At 65.5% G+C, this 17,367-nt stretch carries 18 protein-coding genes; 11 read left to right on the top strand and 7 right to left on the bottom strand.

Translation table 11 applies throughout. The features are described from left to right. Window positions 1-8: 8 nt before the first annotated feature. Window positions 9-485 (bottom strand): ribonuclease E activity regulator RraA, encoded by a 477-nt coding sequence (gene rraA / locus QI450_RS15780; RefSeq protein WP_226775817.1) that lies wholly within the window; start codon window positions 483-485, stop codon window positions 9-11. 112 nt (window positions 486-597) lie between these two features. Between rraA and QI450_RS15775 the strand changes: the two genes are divergently transcribed. The 5 genes from QI450_RS15775 (at window position 598) to QI450_RS15755 (ending at window position 5,081) form a co-directional block, all read left to right on the top strand. Further along, window positions 598-1,911 carry an MFS transporter gene (locus tag QI450_RS15775; RefSeq protein WP_226775816.1) on the top strand — a complete coding sequence of 438 codons (1,314 nt, stop codon included), beginning with the start codon at window positions 598-600 and terminating at the stop codon, window positions 1,909-1,911. Window positions 1,912-2,048: 137 nt separating this feature from the next. Beyond that, on the top strand, window positions 2,049-2,642 hold the full coding sequence (locus tag QI450_RS15770) for a TetR/AcrR family transcriptional regulator (protein ID WP_282468046.1): 594 nt from the start codon (window positions 2,049-2,051) through the stop codon (window positions 2,640-2,642). 300 nt (window positions 2,643-2,942) lie between these two features. Continuing rightward, entirely contained in the window at window positions 2,943-4,154 is a 1,212-nt protein-coding gene (locus QI450_RS15765; protein ID WP_226775814.1) for an NADP-dependent malic enzyme, read from the top strand. 23 nt (window positions 4,155-4,177) lie between these two features. Continuing rightward, window positions 4,178-4,678: a DUF456 domain-containing protein gene (locus tag QI450_RS15760; protein ID WP_226775813.1), complete on the top strand. Its 501-nt coding sequence runs from the start codon at window positions 4,178-4,180 to the stop codon at window positions 4,676-4,678. A gap of 46 nt (window positions 4,679-4,724) precedes the next feature. Next, window positions 4,725-5,081, top strand: a complete 357-nt coding sequence (locus QI450_RS15755) for a nuclear transport factor 2 family protein (RefSeq protein WP_226775812.1) — start codon at window positions 4,725-4,727, stop codon at window positions 5,079-5,081. Between the two features lie 182 nt (window positions 5,082-5,263). Here QI450_RS15755 and QI450_RS15750 read toward each other — a convergent pair whose 3' ends face one another. Next, a complete protein-coding gene (locus QI450_RS15750; RefSeq protein ID WP_226775829.1) occupies window positions 5,264-5,722 on the bottom strand; it encodes an Lrp/AsnC family transcriptional regulator in 459 nt (152 codons plus the stop codon). Between the two features lie 415 nt (window positions 5,723-6,137). Here QI450_RS15750 and gluQRS point away from each other — a divergent pair, with 415 nt between their 5' ends. From gluQRS to QI450_RS15735, 3 genes are read left to right on the top strand one after another with little or no spacing between them, the layout of a single operon-like run. Further along, the gene (gluQRS, locus tag QI450_RS15745; RefSeq protein WP_226775811.1) at window positions 6,138-7,019 is read left to right on the top strand and encodes a tRNA glutamyl-Q(34) synthetase GluQRS; all 882 of its coding nucleotides are present in this window, start codon (window positions 6,138-6,140) and stop codon (window positions 7,017-7,019) included. Window positions 7,020-7,054: 35 nt separating this feature from the next. After that, a complete protein-coding gene (locus QI450_RS15740) occupies window positions 7,055-7,723 on the top strand; it encodes an HD domain-containing protein (protein WP_226775810.1) in 669 nt (222 codons plus the stop codon). Window positions 7,724-7,725: 2 nt separating this feature from the next. Then, window positions 7,726-8,730: an NADP-dependent oxidoreductase gene (locus QI450_RS15735; protein WP_226775828.1), complete on the top strand. Its 1,005-nt coding sequence runs from the start codon at window positions 7,726-7,728 to the stop codon at window positions 8,728-8,730. 21 nt (window positions 8,731-8,751) lie between these two features. On the opposite strand, the gene QI450_RS15730 is transcribed toward QI450_RS15735, so the two are convergent. The 4 genes from QI450_RS15730 to QI450_RS15715 form a co-directional block, all read right to left on the bottom strand. Next, window positions 8,752-10,068: a GNAT family N-acetyltransferase gene (locus QI450_RS15730; protein ID WP_226775809.1), complete on the bottom strand. Its 1,317-nt coding sequence runs from the start codon at window positions 10,066-10,068 to the stop codon at window positions 8,752-8,754. A gap of 203 nt (window positions 10,069-10,271) precedes the next feature. Then, entirely contained in the window at window positions 10,272-11,228 is a 957-nt protein-coding gene (locus QI450_RS15725) for an L-lactate dehydrogenase (protein ID WP_226775808.1), read from the bottom strand. Window positions 11,229-11,244: 16 nt separating this feature from the next. Further along, the gene (locus QI450_RS15720) at window positions 11,245-11,988 is read right to left on the bottom strand and encodes a glucose 1-dehydrogenase (protein WP_226775807.1); all 744 of its coding nucleotides are present in this window, start codon (window positions 11,986-11,988) and stop codon (window positions 11,245-11,247) included. Between the two features lie 182 nt (window positions 11,989-12,170). Next, window positions 12,171-12,788, bottom strand: a complete 618-nt coding sequence (locus QI450_RS15715; protein ID WP_226775806.1) for a uracil-DNA glycosylase — start codon at window positions 12,786-12,788, stop codon at window positions 12,171-12,173. Window positions 12,789-13,259: 471 nt separating this feature from the next. On the opposite strand from QI450_RS15715, the gene QI450_RS15710 reads away from it, so the two are divergent. Next, on the top strand, window positions 13,260-15,392 hold the full coding sequence (locus QI450_RS15710; protein WP_226775805.1) for a beta-glucosidase: 2,133 nt from the start codon (window positions 13,260-13,262) through the stop codon (window positions 15,390-15,392). A gap of 252 nt (window positions 15,393-15,644) precedes the next feature. On the opposite strand, the gene QI450_RS15705 is transcribed toward QI450_RS15710, so the two are convergent. Beyond that, window positions 15,645-16,115: a GrpB family protein gene (locus tag QI450_RS15705; RefSeq protein WP_226775827.1), complete on the bottom strand. Its 471-nt coding sequence runs from the start codon at window positions 16,113-16,115 to the stop codon at window positions 15,645-15,647. A gap of 88 nt (window positions 16,116-16,203) precedes the next feature. Here QI450_RS15705 and QI450_RS15700 point away from each other — a divergent pair, with 88 nt between their 5' ends. Both QI450_RS15700 and QI450_RS15695 read left to right on the top strand, forming a co-directional pair. Beyond that, window positions 16,204-16,500: a DUF4190 domain-containing protein gene (locus QI450_RS15700; protein ID WP_226775804.1), complete on the top strand. Its 297-nt coding sequence runs from the start codon at window positions 16,204-16,206 to the stop codon at window positions 16,498-16,500. Between the two features lie 232 nt (window positions 16,501-16,732). Further along, the gene (locus tag QI450_RS15695) at window positions 16,733-17,209 is read left to right on the top strand and encodes a hypothetical protein (protein ID WP_226775803.1); all 477 of its coding nucleotides are present in this window, start codon (window positions 16,733-16,735) and stop codon (window positions 17,207-17,209) included. Window positions 17,210-17,367 lie beyond the last annotated feature (158 nt).

Here is a 17,367-nt window from a genome sequence, read left to right as displayed (position 1 = left end):
CAAAGTCGTCAGCGTTCCACCAGTATCCCGTCGGGATCGCACCAGATCATTGCGCCCGGCCGGAGAACAACGCCGTCGATCTCCAACTCCACGCCGCTCGCACCGGCGCCCGCCTTCGCGCTTTTACGCGGGTTGCTGCCGAGCGCCTTGACTCCCAGCGGCAGCCCGGCGATGGCCGTCCGGTCGCGGATCGCGCCGTAAACAACAACGCCGGCCCAGCCGTTCGCGACGGCGCTGGCCGCGATCAGGTCGCCCATCAGGGCGGTGCGCAGCGAGCCGCCGCCGTCCACCACCAGGACGGCGCCACCGCCGGGTGTGGCGAGGGTGGACTTGACCAGGGCATTGTCCTCGAAGCAGCGGATGGTCCGGATCGGTCCGCCGAAGTGCGATAGTCCGCCCAGCGACTGGAACTGCAGGGCAATCGAGTCGAGCTCCTCGCCCCGTTCGTCGTAAAGGTCGGCGGTATTCACTGCAGATGCGGCCATCGGTTCTCCTGGGCTGGAAATAGGGGGGCGGATCGTCATCCCCACGATAGTCTGGCTGCTCATCGATCTTCAGTGTGCGTCATCCGTTTCCGGGGGGGGGGAACCGAATTACATGAGCCTGTCCGATCTACCCGGAGCAGCTCCGGACCCAGCCCATGGCCCCGCCGCGGGACAATTGAGGGCCGGAGCGCTCGCCGAGCCTGAACGGGCGGTACGCCCCGTCTGGATCGCCGGGGTGGTGCTCGTCAACCTCGGCATCAACGCGGCATTTTTCGCCCCGCTCCAAGTACTTCTCGGCCAGCAGGCGGCAACCTTCAGCGAAGCCGACAAGGAGGCCATCCTCGCCCTCGTCACCGGGGCCGGCGCAGCAGTCTCGCTGGTCGCCAATCCCTTGTTCGGCGCGTTCAGCGACCGCACCTCCGCGCGGATGGGCCGTCGGGTGCCCTGGGTACTCTTCGGGGCCATCCTCGGCGCCGTGGCCTTGATCGCGCTCGCCGGGGCGCCGAACGTTGCCAGTATGACGCTGATCTGGTGCCTTGTGCAGGCCGGCTGCAACGGGGCGTATGCCGCGATTACCGCAGCCATCCCCGACCGCGTGCCGGTGGCCCAGCGCGGCACGGTCGGGGGCCTTGCCGCGATGGGGCAGACGGTCGGCATCCTGGCCGGCGCGGTGATAGCTGCCGCGGTGACCGGCAACTTCGCGATGGGGTATCTGGTCTGCGCCGTGGCCCTGCTCGCCGGCGTTGTGCTGTATTTCTTCAGGAGCGACGACGTCCCGCTCCCGGCCGAGGTCCGGCCGCCGTTCCGTTTGGCCGACTTCGCCACGGGTTTCTGGATTTCGCCGGTGCTCTACCCGGACTTCGGCTGGGCCTGGCTGACCAGGCTCCTGGTGAACATAGGAAACCACATGATCACCCTGTACCTGCTCTTTTTCCTCACGGACGCAGTCCAGCTTGAGCAGACGCAGGGCATCCCGCCGGAACTCGGTGTGCTCGTCCTGACCGGCCTGTATGCGGTAATGGTGATCATCAGCAGTGTGATCGGCGGCAGAATCAGTGACCGGATGGGGAAGCGGAAGCCGCTCGTGATCATTTCCTCACTCATCATCGCGGCGGCCGCGCTGATTCTGGCGTTTGCCCCCAGCTGGACCGGGGCACTGCTGGGCGCCTCCGTGCTGGGCCTCGGCTTCGGTTGCTACCTTGCGGTCGACTTCGCCCTGATCACGCAGGTGCTGCCGGCGGCACGGAGCCGCGGCAGGGACCTGGGTGTCCTCAATATCGCCAATTCCCTGCCCCAGGTGCTTGCGCCGCTCATCGCCTTCCCGTTCGTGACGATGTGGGGAGGCTACGTTTCGCTGTTTGTGGCGGCAGCAGTCATCGGCCTGCTGGGGGCCGTCTTTGTGGTCAAGATCAAGGGCGTCGACTAGCCCGGGTTGGGCCCGGGGGCGTCACGTATAGTGGACGGGAAGTGCCGCGGCAGTGCTGGGGGGAATCCCTCCAGGCTGCCGAGAAAACTGACCACGGAACGCTGCTGATGCCTGAATTCCCCGTACAACTTCCACCGATGGCCCCTCCCCCCACCCTGCCCAGGCAGCGGATTCGCTATACCCGGATCCTCGAGGTAGCCACCGGGTTCGCGCGCAAGGGGCTGGACTCCGTGGTCCTCTCCGAAGTCGCCGCCCGAGCCGGCGTTCCGCTGGGCACCCTGTACCGGTATTTTCCCTCCGCCGCGCAACTGGTGCTCGCGCTTTACCGCAAGCAGCTCACGGAACTGCACGCCCCGGCGGGGACAGCCGCGGGACGCTGCGCCAAGCATCCCGCAGCCTCGGCCCAGGGTGAGGTTCCGGCACTGGCGCTGGCCGGCGTCGTGATGGAGATCTTGCACATGCGCCTGATGCAGCCTGCCGTGGAGCAGAGCCTGAACAAGGCGGTGTACACCACGGACACGGACACCACCAAGCTGCTCCGCGAAATTGACGACGCGGCGCAGAAGGCGGTCACGGCCGTCAGCGGCGACGCCGCCAGCGCCCGAGTGCTGCTGCTCGCCGTAACGGGGCTGGTCCAGTCCGTGCGCTGCCGGCGGCTGTCCCTCTTCGAAGCCGAGGAAGACCTCAAAAAGGCCTGTTTCCTGCTGGCCCGCAGCCGTCCGGCGGCGTAACTGGTCTAGTCCAGGTGGCCCTTCTTCTGCAAAATAGCGGCGATTTCCTGTGACCGGGCTCACTAGGCATGGAGGATAAACGTTTCACCCTGTCCGGTGTCCGTCCTGCGGCGCGTTACGCCGGAGCCGGGCTGTTTACCATTACAGAACCGGAGCGGCCCGCCGCCTGCACGACCGGAGCTAAGCCGCAGATCCGCCAACCTCGGGTCGGAGCCGATGTTCCCCCAGATTATCTTGAGCATCCCTGTGCTTGAGCTTCCATAAGCCGTGCGCCCACGGTGAGCCTTAGGAGACAACGACGTGTCCACAGAAACAACGATTCCCGCCGACGCCACTTCCCCCACAGAGCCCCTCACGGTGCTCAGCGACGAGGAAATTTTCGCTTCCCACCAGGGCGGCAAGCTTTCCGTTTCCAGCACCGTGCCGCTCGCCACCAAGCGCGAGCTGTCCATCGCCTATACGCCCGGCGTTGCCCAGGTCAGCCGTGCAATCGCCGCCAACCCGGAGCTTGCGAAGACGCTCACCTGGGCCCAACGCCTGGTTGTCGTTGTCAGCGACGGCACCGCCGTCCTGGGCCTCGGCGACATCGGGCCCAGCGCATCGCTGCCGGTGATGGAGGGCAAGTCCGCCCTGTTCAAGGCTTTCGGCGAACTTGACTCCATCCCGCTGGTGCTCAACACCACCAACGTCGACGAGATCGTGGAGACCCTCGTCCGCCTGCGTCCGAGCTACGGCGCCGTCAATCTTGAAGACGTCTCTGCGCCGCGCTGCTTCGAACTCGAGGAGAAGCTCATTGCGGCCCTTGACTGCCCAGTGATGCACGATGACCAGCACGGCACCGCCGTCGTCGTTCTCGCCGCACTTACCGGCGCCGCCAAGGTGACCGGAAGGGGCCTTGAGAAATTGCGTGTTGTCGTCTCGGGCGCCGGCGCTGCCGGGATCGCCGTCGCACAGATGCTCCTGGCCGCCGGGATCACCGACGTTGTGCTGCTGGATTCGAAGGGTGTTCTCAACAGCGGGCGTGCGGATATCGCCGCCGACCCGGCCGGCAAGAAGGCCACTTTGGCCGCCAGCGGCAACCCCCGCGGCGTCTCCGGCGGCCCCGCCGAGGCGCTCCTGGACGCGGACGTCTTTATCGGCGTCTCCTCATCGAAGCTGGCCGAGGAACACCTCAAGCTCATGAGCCGGGATTCGATCGTATTCGCGCTGTCCAACCCGGACCCCGAAGTCCTGCCGGAGGTCGCACGCAAGTATGCGGCCGTGGTCGCCACCGGCCGCAGCGACTTCCCGAACCAGATCAACAATGTCCTCGCGTTCCCCGGCATCTTCCGCGGAGCCCTCGACGCTGGCGCCCGACGCATCACGCCGGCCATGAAGCTGGCCGCGGCCCGGGCCATCGCCGCACTCGCCGACGAGGACCTTTCCGCGGACTACATCGTCCCCAGCCCGCTGGATCCCCGGGTGGCCCCGGCGGTTTCGGCCGCCGTCGCCGCGGCGGTGGAAGCCGAGTAGCCGCAGGTGAATAGGCTGGGGAGATGAACCCTGAGCCTGTGGTGACAATCCTGTGCGGCATCGCCATTCTGGTCGGCGTCGCCGGCACCGTGATCCCGGTCCTTCCCGGCAGCATCCTGATCGGACTGAGCCTGCTGGCCTGGGCCATCTGGGGCGGCGCCGGAACCACCGGCTGGGTGGTGTTCGGGATCGGACTGGTCTTTGTCCTGTCGGGAATGGCGGCCAGTGCGGTCCTGACCGGGCGGAAACTCAAAGAGCACAGCATTCCCGGCCGGTCGGTGGTGGCAGGGCTGGTCCTTGGGGTGGCGGGGATGTTGATCATCCCCGTCGTGGGACTTTTTGTTGGGTTCGCCGCCGGCCTGCTGCTCAGCGAGCTGCACCGCACACGCGTTTTCGGCACGGCCCTGGCGTCCAGCTGGGCGGCGTTGAAAGCAACCGGGCTGGGCATGATTGTTGAGTTCGGCCTCGCCTGCCTCGCCGCCAGCACCTGGGTGATCGGCCTGTGGATCACGGCCGCAGCTTAGTCGAGGACGCTTGCGGGCGCCCGGAAGCAGGGAGTACAAACGAGGCATGAGAGATAATGTAGCGCGCTGGATCCAGCACTACATCACAGCCTGGACGTCGAACGCACCGGAGGACATCAGGGCACTCTTCACCGAGGACGCCCAGTACTTCACCCGTCCTGATGATCCCGAGCCTTGGAGCGGGCGTGAGCAAATTGTGGACCGCTGGATCGCCAGGCTGGACGAGCCGGGGGACTGGACCTTTGAGTGGAATCTCCTCGGGGTCGACGGCGGCAGGGCCTTCGTGCAGGGCCGCACCGAATACCGCGGTGACAGCCCAAGCTATAACAACCTCTGGGTCATCCAGCTCACGGGGGACGGCCGCGCCACGGCATTCACCGAATGGTTTATGCCCCGGCAGTGACTTTGGGGACGCTCCGGGCCGCCCTGGCTGCTGCGGCCGCCGTTGTTCCCGTGCCGAGGCCTGATGCTGATGGTGCCGCTGAGCTTGTGTCCGAGCTGGTTGGGCCGCTGGTTGGGCCGCTGCGCGCTTGCGGCCCGGTCCCTGGCCAGCCGGCCCGGCGCGGCGACGTCCGCTCCGTAGGTTCAGGAAGCCAGCAGTCCCGTTGTCCGGTACGGGATGACCTCGCGCAGGAACATGCTGGTGGAGGTCCGCACAATTCCGGGACAAAGCCGGATTTCCTCGGAGACGCGGTACAGATCGTCCGGGCTTGTGGCCACCACCCTGATCAACAAGTCCGTCTCGCCGGCCGGAGCGTGGCACTCAAGAACCTCCGGGATGTTCCGCAGCGCGGCGATCGCCTCGTTCAGATGGCTCTGGTCCAGTTCCGCGCTCACGGACGCCGCCACTCCCCGGCCCAGCGCGGAGGGCAGCACCCGACTGCTGTTGGGACGCAGCGCGCCCGATGCTGTCATCCGCTCAAGACGCGACTGTACGGTCCCGCGGGCCAGGCCCAGTTTCTGGGCCAGCACCATAATGGGCATCCGGGGGTCATCGTCCAGGGCGACGAGGATCCGCCGGTCGGTGGCGTCGAGTTGCTGCAAAGTGACCACTACTTGCCCATCCCTTCGGCTTATGTTGATCAGATTGACCAATATAAGCGATGTCCGTTGCACTAACTGTAGGGCGTCTGTTCAAATGGTGACAACAAAGGGATGCGAGCTACCGCCGGATCCCGAAGGCTACAGGTACCCCGGTACACCACCCGGACCCTCGATGAGGCTTCCCGCAAGGAACCCGCCGCTGATTGACACTTGTTCACGCATTGTCTTTCCACAGTCACGGTTACCCGACCCGCTGTCCTTACGATTTGATTCGCTGTTCGTAGGATTTACGGTGCCAGGGCCCGGAGCAACAGTCCGGGTCCGGCACGGCAAGGGCCCCTGAGCTACCGGCGCCGGTATTCCGTTGTCATCGGTAGCTGAGGGGCCCTTGTGTTTCCCCGCATAGGGTGGTGCCATGACATCTGCCGGCCGCTTCGCCCCCAGCCCCTCCGGCGAACTGCACGTGGGCAACCTCCGGACCGCCGTCCTTGCCTGGCTCTTCGCCCGCTCCACCGGCCGGCGCTTTTTGCTCCGGGTCGAAGACCTGGACCGCGCACGGACCGGGGCCGAGGCCGCGCAGCTGCGGGACCTGGTGGCCATCGGCGTGAGCTGGGACGGCGGCGTCGTGCGCCAGACGGAACGCGAACCGCTGTACACGGCGGCGATTTCGCGGCTGGAATCCGCCGGCCTGAGCTACGAGTGCTTCTGCACCCGCCGCGAAATCCAGGAAGCCCCGTCCGCCCCGCACGCGCCGCAGGGGGCCTACCCGGGCACCTGCAGGAACCTGTCCGCGGCTGAGCGGGACGCCAAGCGCGCCGTCCGGCCTGCCGCGATCCGGCTCCGCGCCGACGTCGCCGAAGCAACAGTGGACGATGTGCTGCACGGCAGCTACACCGGGGTGGTGGACGACTTTGTGCTCAGGCGAAATGACGGTGTGGCCGCCTACAACCTGGCAGTGGTGGTCGACGACGCGGCCCAAGGGGTCGACCAGGTGGTGCGGGGCGATGATCTGCTGCCTTCCACACCCCGCCAGGCCTACCTGGCTTCCCTCCTGAATATTCCCGTACCGGAATATGCCCATGTCCCGCTTATCCTCAATGCCGACGGGATCCGGCTTGCCAAGCGGGACGGGGCCGTGACCTTGGCAGACCTGGGCCGTGCGGGGGTATCGGGCGAGGACGTGAGGGACATACTGCTGTCCTCCGTCGGTCTGCCGGCGGGGTCCTTGGACCAAGCCCTTGCGGCATTCCGGCCTGCGATGCTGCCGCTTCAGCCCTGGGTGTGGCCCGGGGTGTAACCTGAGCCGCCGGCCCGGACGCGTAGGCTTGAACCATGTCAGAACCAGCACACCCCCGATTCACTGTTGAGACCGCGAAGGTCCTCGCCGAGGTGGCTCACAACCGCCAAAAGGACAAGCTCAAGAAGCCCTACCGCGAGCACGTTATCGCCGTCGGGGATGCCTTGGCGGACTTCGACGACGACATCCGGATCGCCGGCTACCTGCACGATATCGCGGAGGATACCCCGATGACCCGGCAGGCACTGCTGGACATGGGTGTCTCGGGGCGGGCGGCGGACATTGTTGAGCGGGTCACGAAGCGCCTGCACGAGAACCCGGATGACTACCAGGCCGGAATCCGCTATATCGCCGGGGACCACGACGCCACCTTGGTGAAGATCGCCGACAACGCGCATAACTCCTTGCCCTCCAGGGTCAAGGCGCTGGCCGAAAAGTGGCCCGACAAGCCGCCCGTCACCCGGTACGATGAGGCCCGCCCGGTGCTCTACGCAGCTGTTCCGGTCGAGGAGACCCGGAAGATCCTCGCCCGGATCAACCCGTGGCTGCTCCAGGAGCTTGATGACTTGCTGGACGAAGCCGATGACACCGATTATGAAAATCTCTCGTACGCAGATGCGCCGTCGGCCGTCCCTGCGGACGCAGAACCGCTGGTGGGGGCCGTAGGGGACACGGCTGCCGGGCAAGGCGCCGACCAGAAGTGAGCATGCGGGCGTTTGTGCTCACACGCTACGGCGGGGCCGAGGCAATGGAGCTCCAGGACGTCCCCGAACCCCTACCGGGGGTCGGCGAGGTGCGGATCAGAGTTGAAGCGGCAGGCCTGAACCCGGTCGACTTCCGAATCCGCGATGGTGATTTGCGCCCTCTCAATCGGCTTCGCTTGCCCATCATCGCCGGCTGCGAAGCCGCCGGGACCGTGGACGCCGTCGGGCCCGGGCCGAGCCGCTTCGCCGTCGGCGACAACGTGTATGCGCGCGTGGACAAAAAACGGCTCGGTGCGTTCGCAGAGTACGTCTGCGTCCGGGAGGAACTGGTGGCCGCGATGCCTGCCTCGCTCGATTTCGCCGCAGCCGCAGGACTGCCGCTGGCGGGGCTGACGGCACTGCAGGCGCTGCGCGATGTACTCGGCGTCGGCCCCGGGACCCGGCTTTTCATCTCCGGCGGCTCGGGAGGTGTTGGCACATTGGCAATCCAGTTGGCCAAACACTTCGGGGCAGACGTCACGACGACCGCATCCCCGGCCGGCTTGGCCCTGGTGCGCAGGCTTGGCGCCGACCATGTCATCGACTACACCCGGGAGGAATTCCCGGCGCTGCTGAGCAACTTCGACGCCGTACTGGATCTGGTCGGTGGAGAGACACTAAAAAAATCCTTCGGCATCCTCCGGCCTGGCGGCAAAGTGGTCTCCATTGCGGGGGTGCCGGAGCCCCGCACCGCGACGGTGGACCTGAAGGCGCCACCGTGGATCACCGTCGTGTTCGCGCTGATGAGCCTGGGAATCCGACGGCGCGCCCGCAAGGTCAAGGCAAGCTACCGGTACCTCTTTATGCACCCCAGCGGTGATGATCTCCGCGTTCTGGCTACCCTCGTCGACGGCGGGCAACTGCAGCCGGTGATGGACAGCAGTTACCCGTTTGCACGGATCGGTGAGGCTTTCGCCGCCCTTGAGCTGGGCCACGCCAAGGGCAAGATCGTCGTCACTATCCGCTAGGACCATGCCGCCAGGCGGTGGCTACACCCGGCCGAGGGCGTCGATGTCCTCGAGGAACAGCTGGTGGACTTCGTCGCTGACAGTGGTCCGGGTGTCCGCAATCGCATCGAGATAGTCCCGGGTTGCGGGGCCCTTCCGGACTGCGTCGCGGCTGGGGCCGGTGCCGCTGGACGCCAGCCCGCCGTCGTCGTACACGGCCTTCTCCAGCGCCCGCTGGGACGCGCTCCGGGCCGCATATTCGATGTCCGCCGGGGAGAAGCCCTCGGTCCGGTCCACCAGCAGTTCGACGTCGACATCGTCCACGACGGTGGCCGGGATAAAGCGCTCCCACATGGCTTCGCGGGCCTGGCGGTCGGGGAGGCCGATGGGGATGACATAGTCGAAGCGGCCATGTCGCAGGAACGCATTGTCCAGGGCGCGGATGAAGTTGGTGGCGCAGACCAGCAGGCGGCCGGGCTGTTCGCGGAAGGCCGGGATGATCTTGAGCAGTTCGTTCGTGACACCTTGGAGCGGCGACGGCGGTTCGCCGGAGCGCTGGGAGGCGATCTCTTCCACCTCGTCGATGAAGACGACGGCATGCTCCAGTTCGGCGATCTCCAGGAATGTCTCGCGCAGCGCGCCGGCGAGGCCCTTGGGATCGGAAGCCAGCCGGGAGGGGAAAACCTCGACGAACGGCCATTCGAGGCGGGACGCGATGGCCTTGGCGAAGGTTGTTTTGCCGGTTCCGGGAGGCCCGAAGAGGACGACGGCGCGTGGCGGCACCACGCCGTATTCGTCGGCAAGGTCGGCCTCCGCGAGCGGCAGGACAAGGCGGCGCTCCAGCAGTTCCTTCTCCTTGCGCATTCCGGCGACGTTTTCCCACAGGTCGCGGGCCAGGATCCGGCCGCCAAGCTGGCTGAGGGGCTCAAGTTCCTGCCGCTGCACCGGGATCTTCCGCTCGAAGTAGCGCAGGTTCTTCTTCAGCACAAAGCCGCGGCTCACAAATGCCTCCACCCGGGTCTCCGATTCCGGCATCAGGGCGGAGAGCTTGTTCAGGCCATGGGGCGCCATCCGGTTCTCGACGGCGGCCAGCAGCGATGTGCCGATCCCGCGGCCGCGGTACTCGGGGAGGGTGGCCAGGAAGACCACCCAGCCCTGGTCGTGGGCGGCCCGGCCGACGGCGGCGCCCACCACCTGATCACCTTGCACCGCCACGACGGCGTGGTCCTTCTCGCAGGATGCCAGCACTTCGGAGAGCGCGTATACCGGCTCGACATTGGTGGCCTTGAGGGACTCCCAGAGGTTCAGGATGCCGTCAAGGTCGGTCGAATGGAAATCCCTGATTCGCCAGTTGGTCATAAGGTGTCTCCCGGGTGGTTCGTCGATGAGCCAGCGTGAATCTGTCTGCTGAGCATATGCGACGCGCCGATACTAAGGGTTGCGGGGAAGTTGCGTTACGGCGTCGCCACAGTCTGGTCCCGCCGGCGGCGCCCCCGTCTGGTCCCGCCGGCGGCGCCCCCGTCTGGTCCCGCCGGCGGCGCCCCCGGGACGGCGCAGCCCTGTTAGATCCCGAGCGTCGCCAGTGTCTGTTGCAGGGTTTCGGCCGAATGATGCAGGGAGGCGAGTTCGCCGTCGTTCATTGGGGTATCCAGGACCGCGCGAACCCCGCCGTTCCCGACAATGCTGGGCAGGGACAGTGCCACTCCGGAGATCCCGTACTGGCCATCGAGCACCGTGGAGACAGGCAGAACCGCGTTTTCCGAGCGCAGCAGGGCTTCCACGATCCGGGCGCCGGACAGACCGATCGCGTAGTTGGTAGCGCCCTTCCCGGCGATTACTTTGTAGGCGGCCTGCATCACCTCCCGCGCGGTCTCGGCGAGGTATTCCGGCGAGAAGATACGGGCGCCATCGACCATCCACTGGCGGATCGGTACGGGGCCGATTGTGGCGCCTGACCAGACGGGGAACTCGGTGTCGCCGTGTTCGCCCACCATGCTGGCGTGGACGCTGGTAACTGATACGCCGGCCTGCCGCGCCAGCAGCCAGCGCAGCCGGGACGTGTCCAGCACCGTGCCGGAGGAGAAGATGCGCGCGGGCGCCAGCCCTGAGATCTGCCGCGCCGCGACCGTCAGCACATCGCAGGGGTTGGTCACCAGCACATAGACGGCATCCGGGGCGTGGGCCAGCAACTGCGGCATAAGCTTTTCGAGGATGCGGACGTTGGTGCCGGCCAGGTCCAGCCGGGTCTGCCCCGGCGCCTGTTTCGCCCCGGCGGTGATAACGACGACGTCGGCCCCGTCGATCGCAGCAATGTCCCCGCCGCCGGCGACAGTTGCCGCAGCGGCGGTGAACTGGGTGCCGTGTGCAAGGTCGAGGACCTCGGCCTCAGCCTTGGCGGCGTTGACGTCAAAGAGGGCGACGGTGCTGGCGGAGCCGCGGATCAACGCGGCGTAGGCCAGGGACGTGCCAACGCTGCCGGCGCCAACGATCGCGAGTTTGGATCCAGGATTCTGGGTCATGGGTTGCTGCCGGTACTCAGGGGGCCGGAGGTGCGACGGTGCCGGCCGTCTCGCCGCCGTCAATCACGAACTCGGCGCCAGTGACAAATGAGGACTCGTCAGCCGCCAGGTACACCGCAAGAGCCGCGATCTCCGGCGGTTGTCCGGTCCGGTGCAGCGGGACATGTCCAGTGTCGAACGTCATGCCAGCGGTCATGGGGGTCTCGATGACGCCGGGATGGACGGAGTTGACCCGGATGCCGGAGCTGCCGAGATCCAGCGCGGCACTCTTGGTTAGGCCGCGAACACCGTACTTTGACGCCGTGTATCCGGAGAGCTGCTCGTAGCCGCGCAGCCCGGCGATCGAGGAGACGTTGATGATGGAGCCGCCCCCGGCCCGCGTCAGCGCCGGCGCGGCGGCCTTGATTCCGTTGAAAACACCCGTGAGGTTAACGTCGATGATCCGGGCCCACTGTTCCTGCGGATACTCGTCGATTCGGCCGAACGTTACGATGCCGGCGTTGTTGACCAGGATACTGAGGCTGCCGAAGTTGGTTTCGGCCGCCGCCACTGCCGCGTCCCAGTCCGCCGGCTTCGTGACGTCCAGATGTACATAGCGAAAGCCGGCACCGAGAGTCCCGGCCAACTGCCGGCCATCCTCATCCAGGACGTCGCCGGCTACCACTTTCGCCCCCTCGGCAAGGAAGCGCTCCGCAATGGCTGCACCGATGCCGCGGGCTCCGCCGCTGACCAGGGCCACTTTGCCGTCCAACCGTCCCATAACCGAGTCCTCTTCGGGAGTGAGCCTTCCCAGGGACGCAGCCGTCCGGGCTCGTCCATAAGCTCACCAAGGACGGCCGGGCTTGGGCAGGGCCGTTGGACCCTACGCGGCGGGAACGACGGCGGCGGGGGCGGCCGCCGTCGTACCGCCCCCCGCGGTGTCAGCTCGAGTGCGGTGTCAGCTCACAGGTGCTGGATGCCTGCCCGCTGCATGGCGTCCTTGTAGACCTCGACGTTTTTGCTCAGGAGTTCATCCTGCTTGGCTGCCGAGACGGCAAAGGCGCGGCCGCCCAGCGCGGTGGCCTTGTAGATCTTCACGCCCCGGTTCTTCAGGGAGGAGTGGTAGGTCTTCTCGAAGAGCGTCAGGAAAGCGTGCGCGTCGGCACCGTGGGCGATGACGGCGGAGACGCGCTTGTTAATCTTGAGGAACTGGCGGAACGGCCGCAGGCCGTCGGTCTTCTCCTGTACGTTCAGCGCCGAGGGGAGCTCGGGATCGCGGACCCAAGGGTAGGCGTTCCACGGCATAACGTAGCGGGCTTCGAGTTCAACGGCTTCGTAGATGGACGTGGCGCGGCGGGCGGTCTCGTCATCGTTGAAATGGGAAACGAAGCCCGACTCGGTGCCCTTGCCCGGAGCGATGTGGAGGCTGACGATCCGGCACTCATCCTCGTCGTGGACGGGGTCAATGTACGGGACAACCGACCCCGGCTTCTTTTCCATGAGTTCGTCGCAAAGCTGTGTAACGGCGGCGATATTCGGTTCTTGCAGCAGGGTCTTCTTTTCGTCCCAGTCAATCGTCACGATTTCTCCCTCAGCGCTCGGCGTCCAGAATCAGGCGTCTTGTTCCACTCTACGCTTTTGGGCGCGGGGGCGTCGGTTGGCCTCGGATCGCGGCACGCACGGTCAGGGCAATGGTCCGGGAAGTCGGGACCTTTGCCCTACCCGTGCCCGCGGCCCGGGCGTACGCTTAAAACACCTGCAGGTAACCATCTGATTCAGCCGGGTCGTTCTGGACATAAAAATGTCCGAGCCAGCTCATAGCGAGATCGCGAAGGTACCTGCAGGCCTTGCATTTAAGCAGGCGGCGCCGGGCTCCGCGACAGTTGCGACAGTGGCAGTGGCAGTGGCAGTGGCAGTGGCTGCGTGGCATCGGCGTCCATCCGAGCCCCTGGTTTCATCCACCAGCCGCGGGCAAGATGGAAGCCATCCTCAGGTCCCCAATCCGCCGCGGCCCGCAGTTCCATGCCGGGGCTGACCCGAAAGCAGGCCAGCGTGAACTCAGAAGCGATGGAACGGGCCCGGGAAGCCGAGGCGCAACTGACGGATGACGAGCGCTTCTCGCTCCTGATCAGCGTTATGGGTACCAATGCAGTGCTCACGGACAAAGATCCGCGCATCCCGGACGGCGTCCCGATGAGCGCCGGTTACACGCCCGGGATTCCGAGGCTGGGCATCCCGGGCCTGCTGATGACCGACGCGAGCCTGGGAGTGACAAACCCGGGCTACCGGGAAGGGGACACCGCGACGGCGCTCCCGGCGTCAATCGCCCTGGGCGCCAGCTTCAACCCCGTGCTCGCGCGCAGATCCGGGCAGCTGATTGGCAGGGAGGCCAGGAGCAGAGGGCTCAACGTCCTGCTCGCCGGCGGACTGAACCTGCACCGCGACCCGCGCAACGGCCGGAACTTTGAGTACCTCTCCGAGGACCCCTGGCTCACCGGAGTCCTTGGCGCGGAGTCGGTCGAGGGCATCCAGGGCGAGCAGGTGATCTCCACTGTGAAGCACTTTTCGCTGAACTGCAACGAAACCAACCGGCACTGGCTGGACGCGGTCATCGACCCGGCAGCGCACCGGGAATCCGACCTGCTCGCGTTTGAGATCGCCATCGAACGCGCCCGGCCCGGATCGGTCATGACCGGTTACAACAAAATCAACGGCACCTATGCGGGCGGCAACGAGGGGCTGCTGCAGGGCATCCTGAAAGGCGCCTGGAGCTTTCCCGGCTGGGTCATGTCCGACTGGGGCGCTACGCCCAGCTGGGACTTTGCGCTGCAGGGCCAGGACCAGGAATCCGGCGTTCAAATTGACGTCATGATGTGGGGGCAAGAGAGCTTCGCCGCACCGCTGCGTGCGGCCTTCGAGTCGGGCGAATTTCCCAAGCAGCGCCTGTCCGGGATGGTGCAGCGCATCCTCTACGCCATTTTCGACGTCGGCATCGACCACTGGGAGGGAACGCCCGACGTCGACCCGGCCGCCCATGCCGCCGTTGCCCTGGAGACGGCACGGCAGGGGATTGTCCTACTCAAGAACGACGGTGTGCTCCCGCTGGAGGCGCCGTCCACCGCCGTTGGACGGTTCAAAATTGCCGTCATCGGGGGACATGCCCAACTGGGCGTCCCCGCCGGATGCGGCTCCAGCGCCGTCACCCCGCCCGGCGGATACGCCGAAATCCACTCGATCGGCGGCCCCGGCATTATGGGCAGCATGCGGAACCTGTACCTGCTGCCGTCCTCGCCGCTGGCAGAACTGCAGAAGCTGCTGCCGGACGCCGAGATCGAGTACGACCCCGGCATGAACCCCGGGGAGGCGGCGCTGCTGGCACGTCGTTCCGATGTCGCCATCGTTTTTGGAATCCGGGTCGAGGGCGAAGGCTACGACAACGCTGACCTGTCCCTGCCGTGGGGGCAGGACACCGTAATCGACGCTGTTGCGGGTGCGAACTCGAACACCGTCGTCGTCCTCGAGACCGGCAACCCCGTGGCGATGCCGTGGCTCCCGAAGGTCAGGGCCGTCCTGGCGGCCTGGTACCCCGGCCAGTGCGGTGGCCAGGCGATCGCCGAAATCCTCGCCGGTGTCACCAACCCGTCCGGAAAACTCCCGCTGACCTTTCCGAAAGATCTGGACCAGACACCGCGGCCGGTACTGCCGGGCCTCGGTACACCGTGGGGTACCCCAACGACGGTCATCTACAACGAGGGATCCGACGTCGGGTACCGCTGGTTCGCGAAGGCCGGGAAGAAACCCCTGTTCCCTTTCGGCCACGGGCTCAGCTACACCCGCTTCGGCTATGGAAACCTGACAGTGCAGGACCGTGGCGGGGTGCGGGCCGAAGTTACAGTCACCAATGAAGGGCCGCGCTCCGGGGCCGATGTGCCCCAGCTTTACCTCCTTGAGGACCCTGCGGGACCCCGGATGCGTCTGCTCGGCTTCGAGCGTGTGGACCTCGAGCCCGGCGAATCACGGACCGTCGAGCTAACTGCTGATCCGCGGCTGCTGGCCAGCTATAACACCGGGCGCGGGCAGTGGCATATCGCCGCAGGCAACTACCGGCTGGCGCTCGGTCCCTCGGCCGGCGACTGCAGCCTGGAAGCTGACGTGTACCTGGCCGAGTCGTGGTTCGGGCGCTAGCGGGGGCCGTTGACGGGTAGCTGTGGCCGGCCGGCGTCTTGGGTTGGAGAGTATGCCGGGGCCCGTGTTTCCGCCGCGGAAGCTGCATTCCGTGAGCTTGAATGAACGCCCCGCGCCCAGTTTCCGAACTCGACTGCCCAAAGCCGTCTGCACAGCCCGCCCGCTCGGGGATCCTTGGGTTCTCGCGGTGATTGCAACACTTAGCGGATGGTTGTTGTTATTGGCGGGGTCGTTCTCGTTCACGCACAGCGTCTACGACTTCAATAACCCTGTGGCAACGAACGCTCGATGGTAAATCTCCTGGATGACCTTTTCCTTGCGTACGTTGTATTGCATGGAGTGTTCACCAGCGGATTGAGCCTTGGCTGCCGCTTCACGCTTCGCATGTTCGTAGAGATCGCGATCGCTCGGATTGGCGCGCAACCAGTCGCGAAATATCCGATGCTTCGCGACTTCTGGGCTGTCGTAGCCGAAAACGTGCAGATTGCAGGCGGGTTCAACGTGCCGGAGGACGCGATGACCGAACCGCCAAGGTTCACGAATTTTGAGTTCAAATCCGACTCCTTCGAAGGCCGGGACGTAGGACGGCTCGTCATTTGGATCAGCGACGATCAGGTCGATATCGATGATGGCTATAGCTGGAAGCCCCCGAACCGCCGTTGAACCAACATGCTCGATCTCCAATGCACGCCATCCCAATGCTCCCCGGATCCTGTCGACCAGTTGCTGGGCGCCCGCGCGCTTCGGACCCGTTCGAGCTACTGGATAAGCCAGCTAGACTCGCGTGAACAACCAGGTTGGGGGAACCGAGATGAGTGAGCCAGTAGTGCAGGCCAGAACGTCGACTAACGGACTGAACAGGCTGTCGGTCGCAGCCATCATCTTCGCCGTAATCGCAGCCGCCGGCGTCTGGTTTTTTGGGTCCGCAGTCGTTGCTGTCTTTGCGGTGGGGGCCGGGCACATGGCGCTCAGCCAGATTAGGTTGAAGGGAGAACGCGGCCGTGGTCTGGCTATTGGAGCCCTGGCCATCGGTTACGGCATCGGCACGTTCGCGTTGATCAGTACGTTGATGTTCATTCCCGGTGCGGTCCAGCAACTCGTCAACTAGCGTCTACGTCGGTCGGCTCTGGTCTCCACTGCTGACTCGGACTTCACTTCAGATCTTCAACGGGGCTGTGCCCTGAATGACTGTGTTAACCGGTTTGGAGCCCACCAGGACGGCTAGAACGGTACCCGTCGACGGGTTGCTGGGTGCTGCAGGTGTCAGGTCGTATCATCGCAACCAGGACAGGATCGACAAACAGCCCCGGCTCTCGTTTGGTTACTCGTTAGGAGCTCACATGCCCAGGAGACCGTACAACTGGCAACCGGGCTTTTTGGCCGGCAGGGGCTCCGTTCTTCTGAGCGGAGCTGGTTGCAGCCTGGTCTTCGCTGAGGTTTACCCCTTTGGTTTATGGGTTCAGATGAGTGTCAGGTTCAAGGGCCCGTTGACACTCGAGCAGCAGCGGGACATCGATCGCCAGGTCGGCGCCTATCTGCGGAATTCTCCGGCCGACGGCCCTCAACTAGCCGTCGATCAACTCAACTCCGGGCCTTCCACTGCTGAAATTGTCACGCATGAGGGGCACAACAACTTCTGGACCATCTCATTTTGGGTTGATCTTGACGTCGCCGCAGGAGCGATGTCGGTGGTGTTCACGTGGGCGGATCAGGATATTGAAACGACGTTCTCAGTCACGGGCGAAGACGTCGATTCCGCACTTAGTGATGCGACAGAGCTCTGGAAGACATCATCCGTGGAGTACACCACCTTCTGAGCAGATGGCATTAGAGCCGCTAGGACTGCTGCTTTTTGGTGCGGGCGAGGCGGCCCACACTGTCGCCCAACTAACCGCAGGTTAGCCGGATGGTACTGATTCAAGACGGCACAAACGGTCTGAACCAAATTCCCTATCTCGTGGTTGTGGCGGAAACG

Origin of the sequence: Arthrobacter sp. EM1, assembly GCF_029964055.1 — a bacterium.
Taxonomy (GTDB): Bacteria; Actinomycetota; Actinomycetes; order Actinomycetales; family Micrococcaceae; genus Arthrobacter.
Note: the sequence above shows the minus strand (reverse complement) of the source record. Positions and strands in the feature narration are given on the sequence as shown.

Coding starts and splice junctions, on each gene's coding strand:
- rraA (WP_226775817.1), bottom strand. CDS start 485: ATGGCCGCATCTGCAGTGAATACCGCCGACCTTTACGACGAACGGGGC.
- QI450_RS15775 (WP_226775816.1), top strand. CDS start 598: ATGAGCCTGTCCGATCTACCCGGAGCAGCTCCGGACCCAGCCCATGGC.
- QI450_RS15770 (WP_282468046.1), top strand. CDS start 2,049: ATGGCCCCTCCCCCCACCCTGCCCAGGCAGCGGATTCGCTATACCCGG.
- QI450_RS15760 (WP_226775813.1), top strand. CDS start 4,178: ATGAACCCTGAGCCTGTGGTGACAATCCTGTGCGGCATCGCCATTCTG.
- QI450_RS15755 (WP_226775812.1), top strand. CDS start 4,725: ATGAGAGATAATGTAGCGCGCTGGATCCAGCACTACATCACAGCCTGG.
- gluQRS (WP_226775811.1), top strand. CDS start 6,138: ATGACATCTGCCGGCCGCTTCGCCCCCAGCCCCTCCGGCGAACTGCAC.
- QI450_RS15740 (WP_226775810.1), top strand. CDS start 7,055: ATGTCAGAACCAGCACACCCCCGATTCACTGTTGAGACCGCGAAGGTC.
- QI450_RS15735 (WP_226775828.1), top strand. CDS start 7,726: ATGCGGGCGTTTGTGCTCACACGCTACGGCGGGGCCGAGGCAATGGAG.
- QI450_RS15730 (WP_226775809.1), bottom strand. CDS start 10,068: ATGACCAACTGGCGAATCAGGGATTTCCATTCGACCGACCTTGACGGC.
- QI450_RS15725 (WP_226775808.1), bottom strand. CDS start 11,228: ATGACCCAGAATCCTGGATCCAAACTCGCGATCGTTGGCGCCGGCAGC.
- QI450_RS15720 (WP_226775807.1), bottom strand. CDS start 11,988: ATGGGACGGTTGGACGGCAAAGTGGCCCTGGTCAGCGGCGGAGCCCGC.
- QI450_RS15700 (WP_226775804.1), top strand. CDS start 16,204: ATGAGTGAGCCAGTAGTGCAGGCCAGAACGTCGACTAACGGACTGAAC.
- QI450_RS15695 (WP_226775803.1), top strand. CDS start 16,733: ATGCCCAGGAGACCGTACAACTGGCAACCGGGCTTTTTGGCCGGCAGG.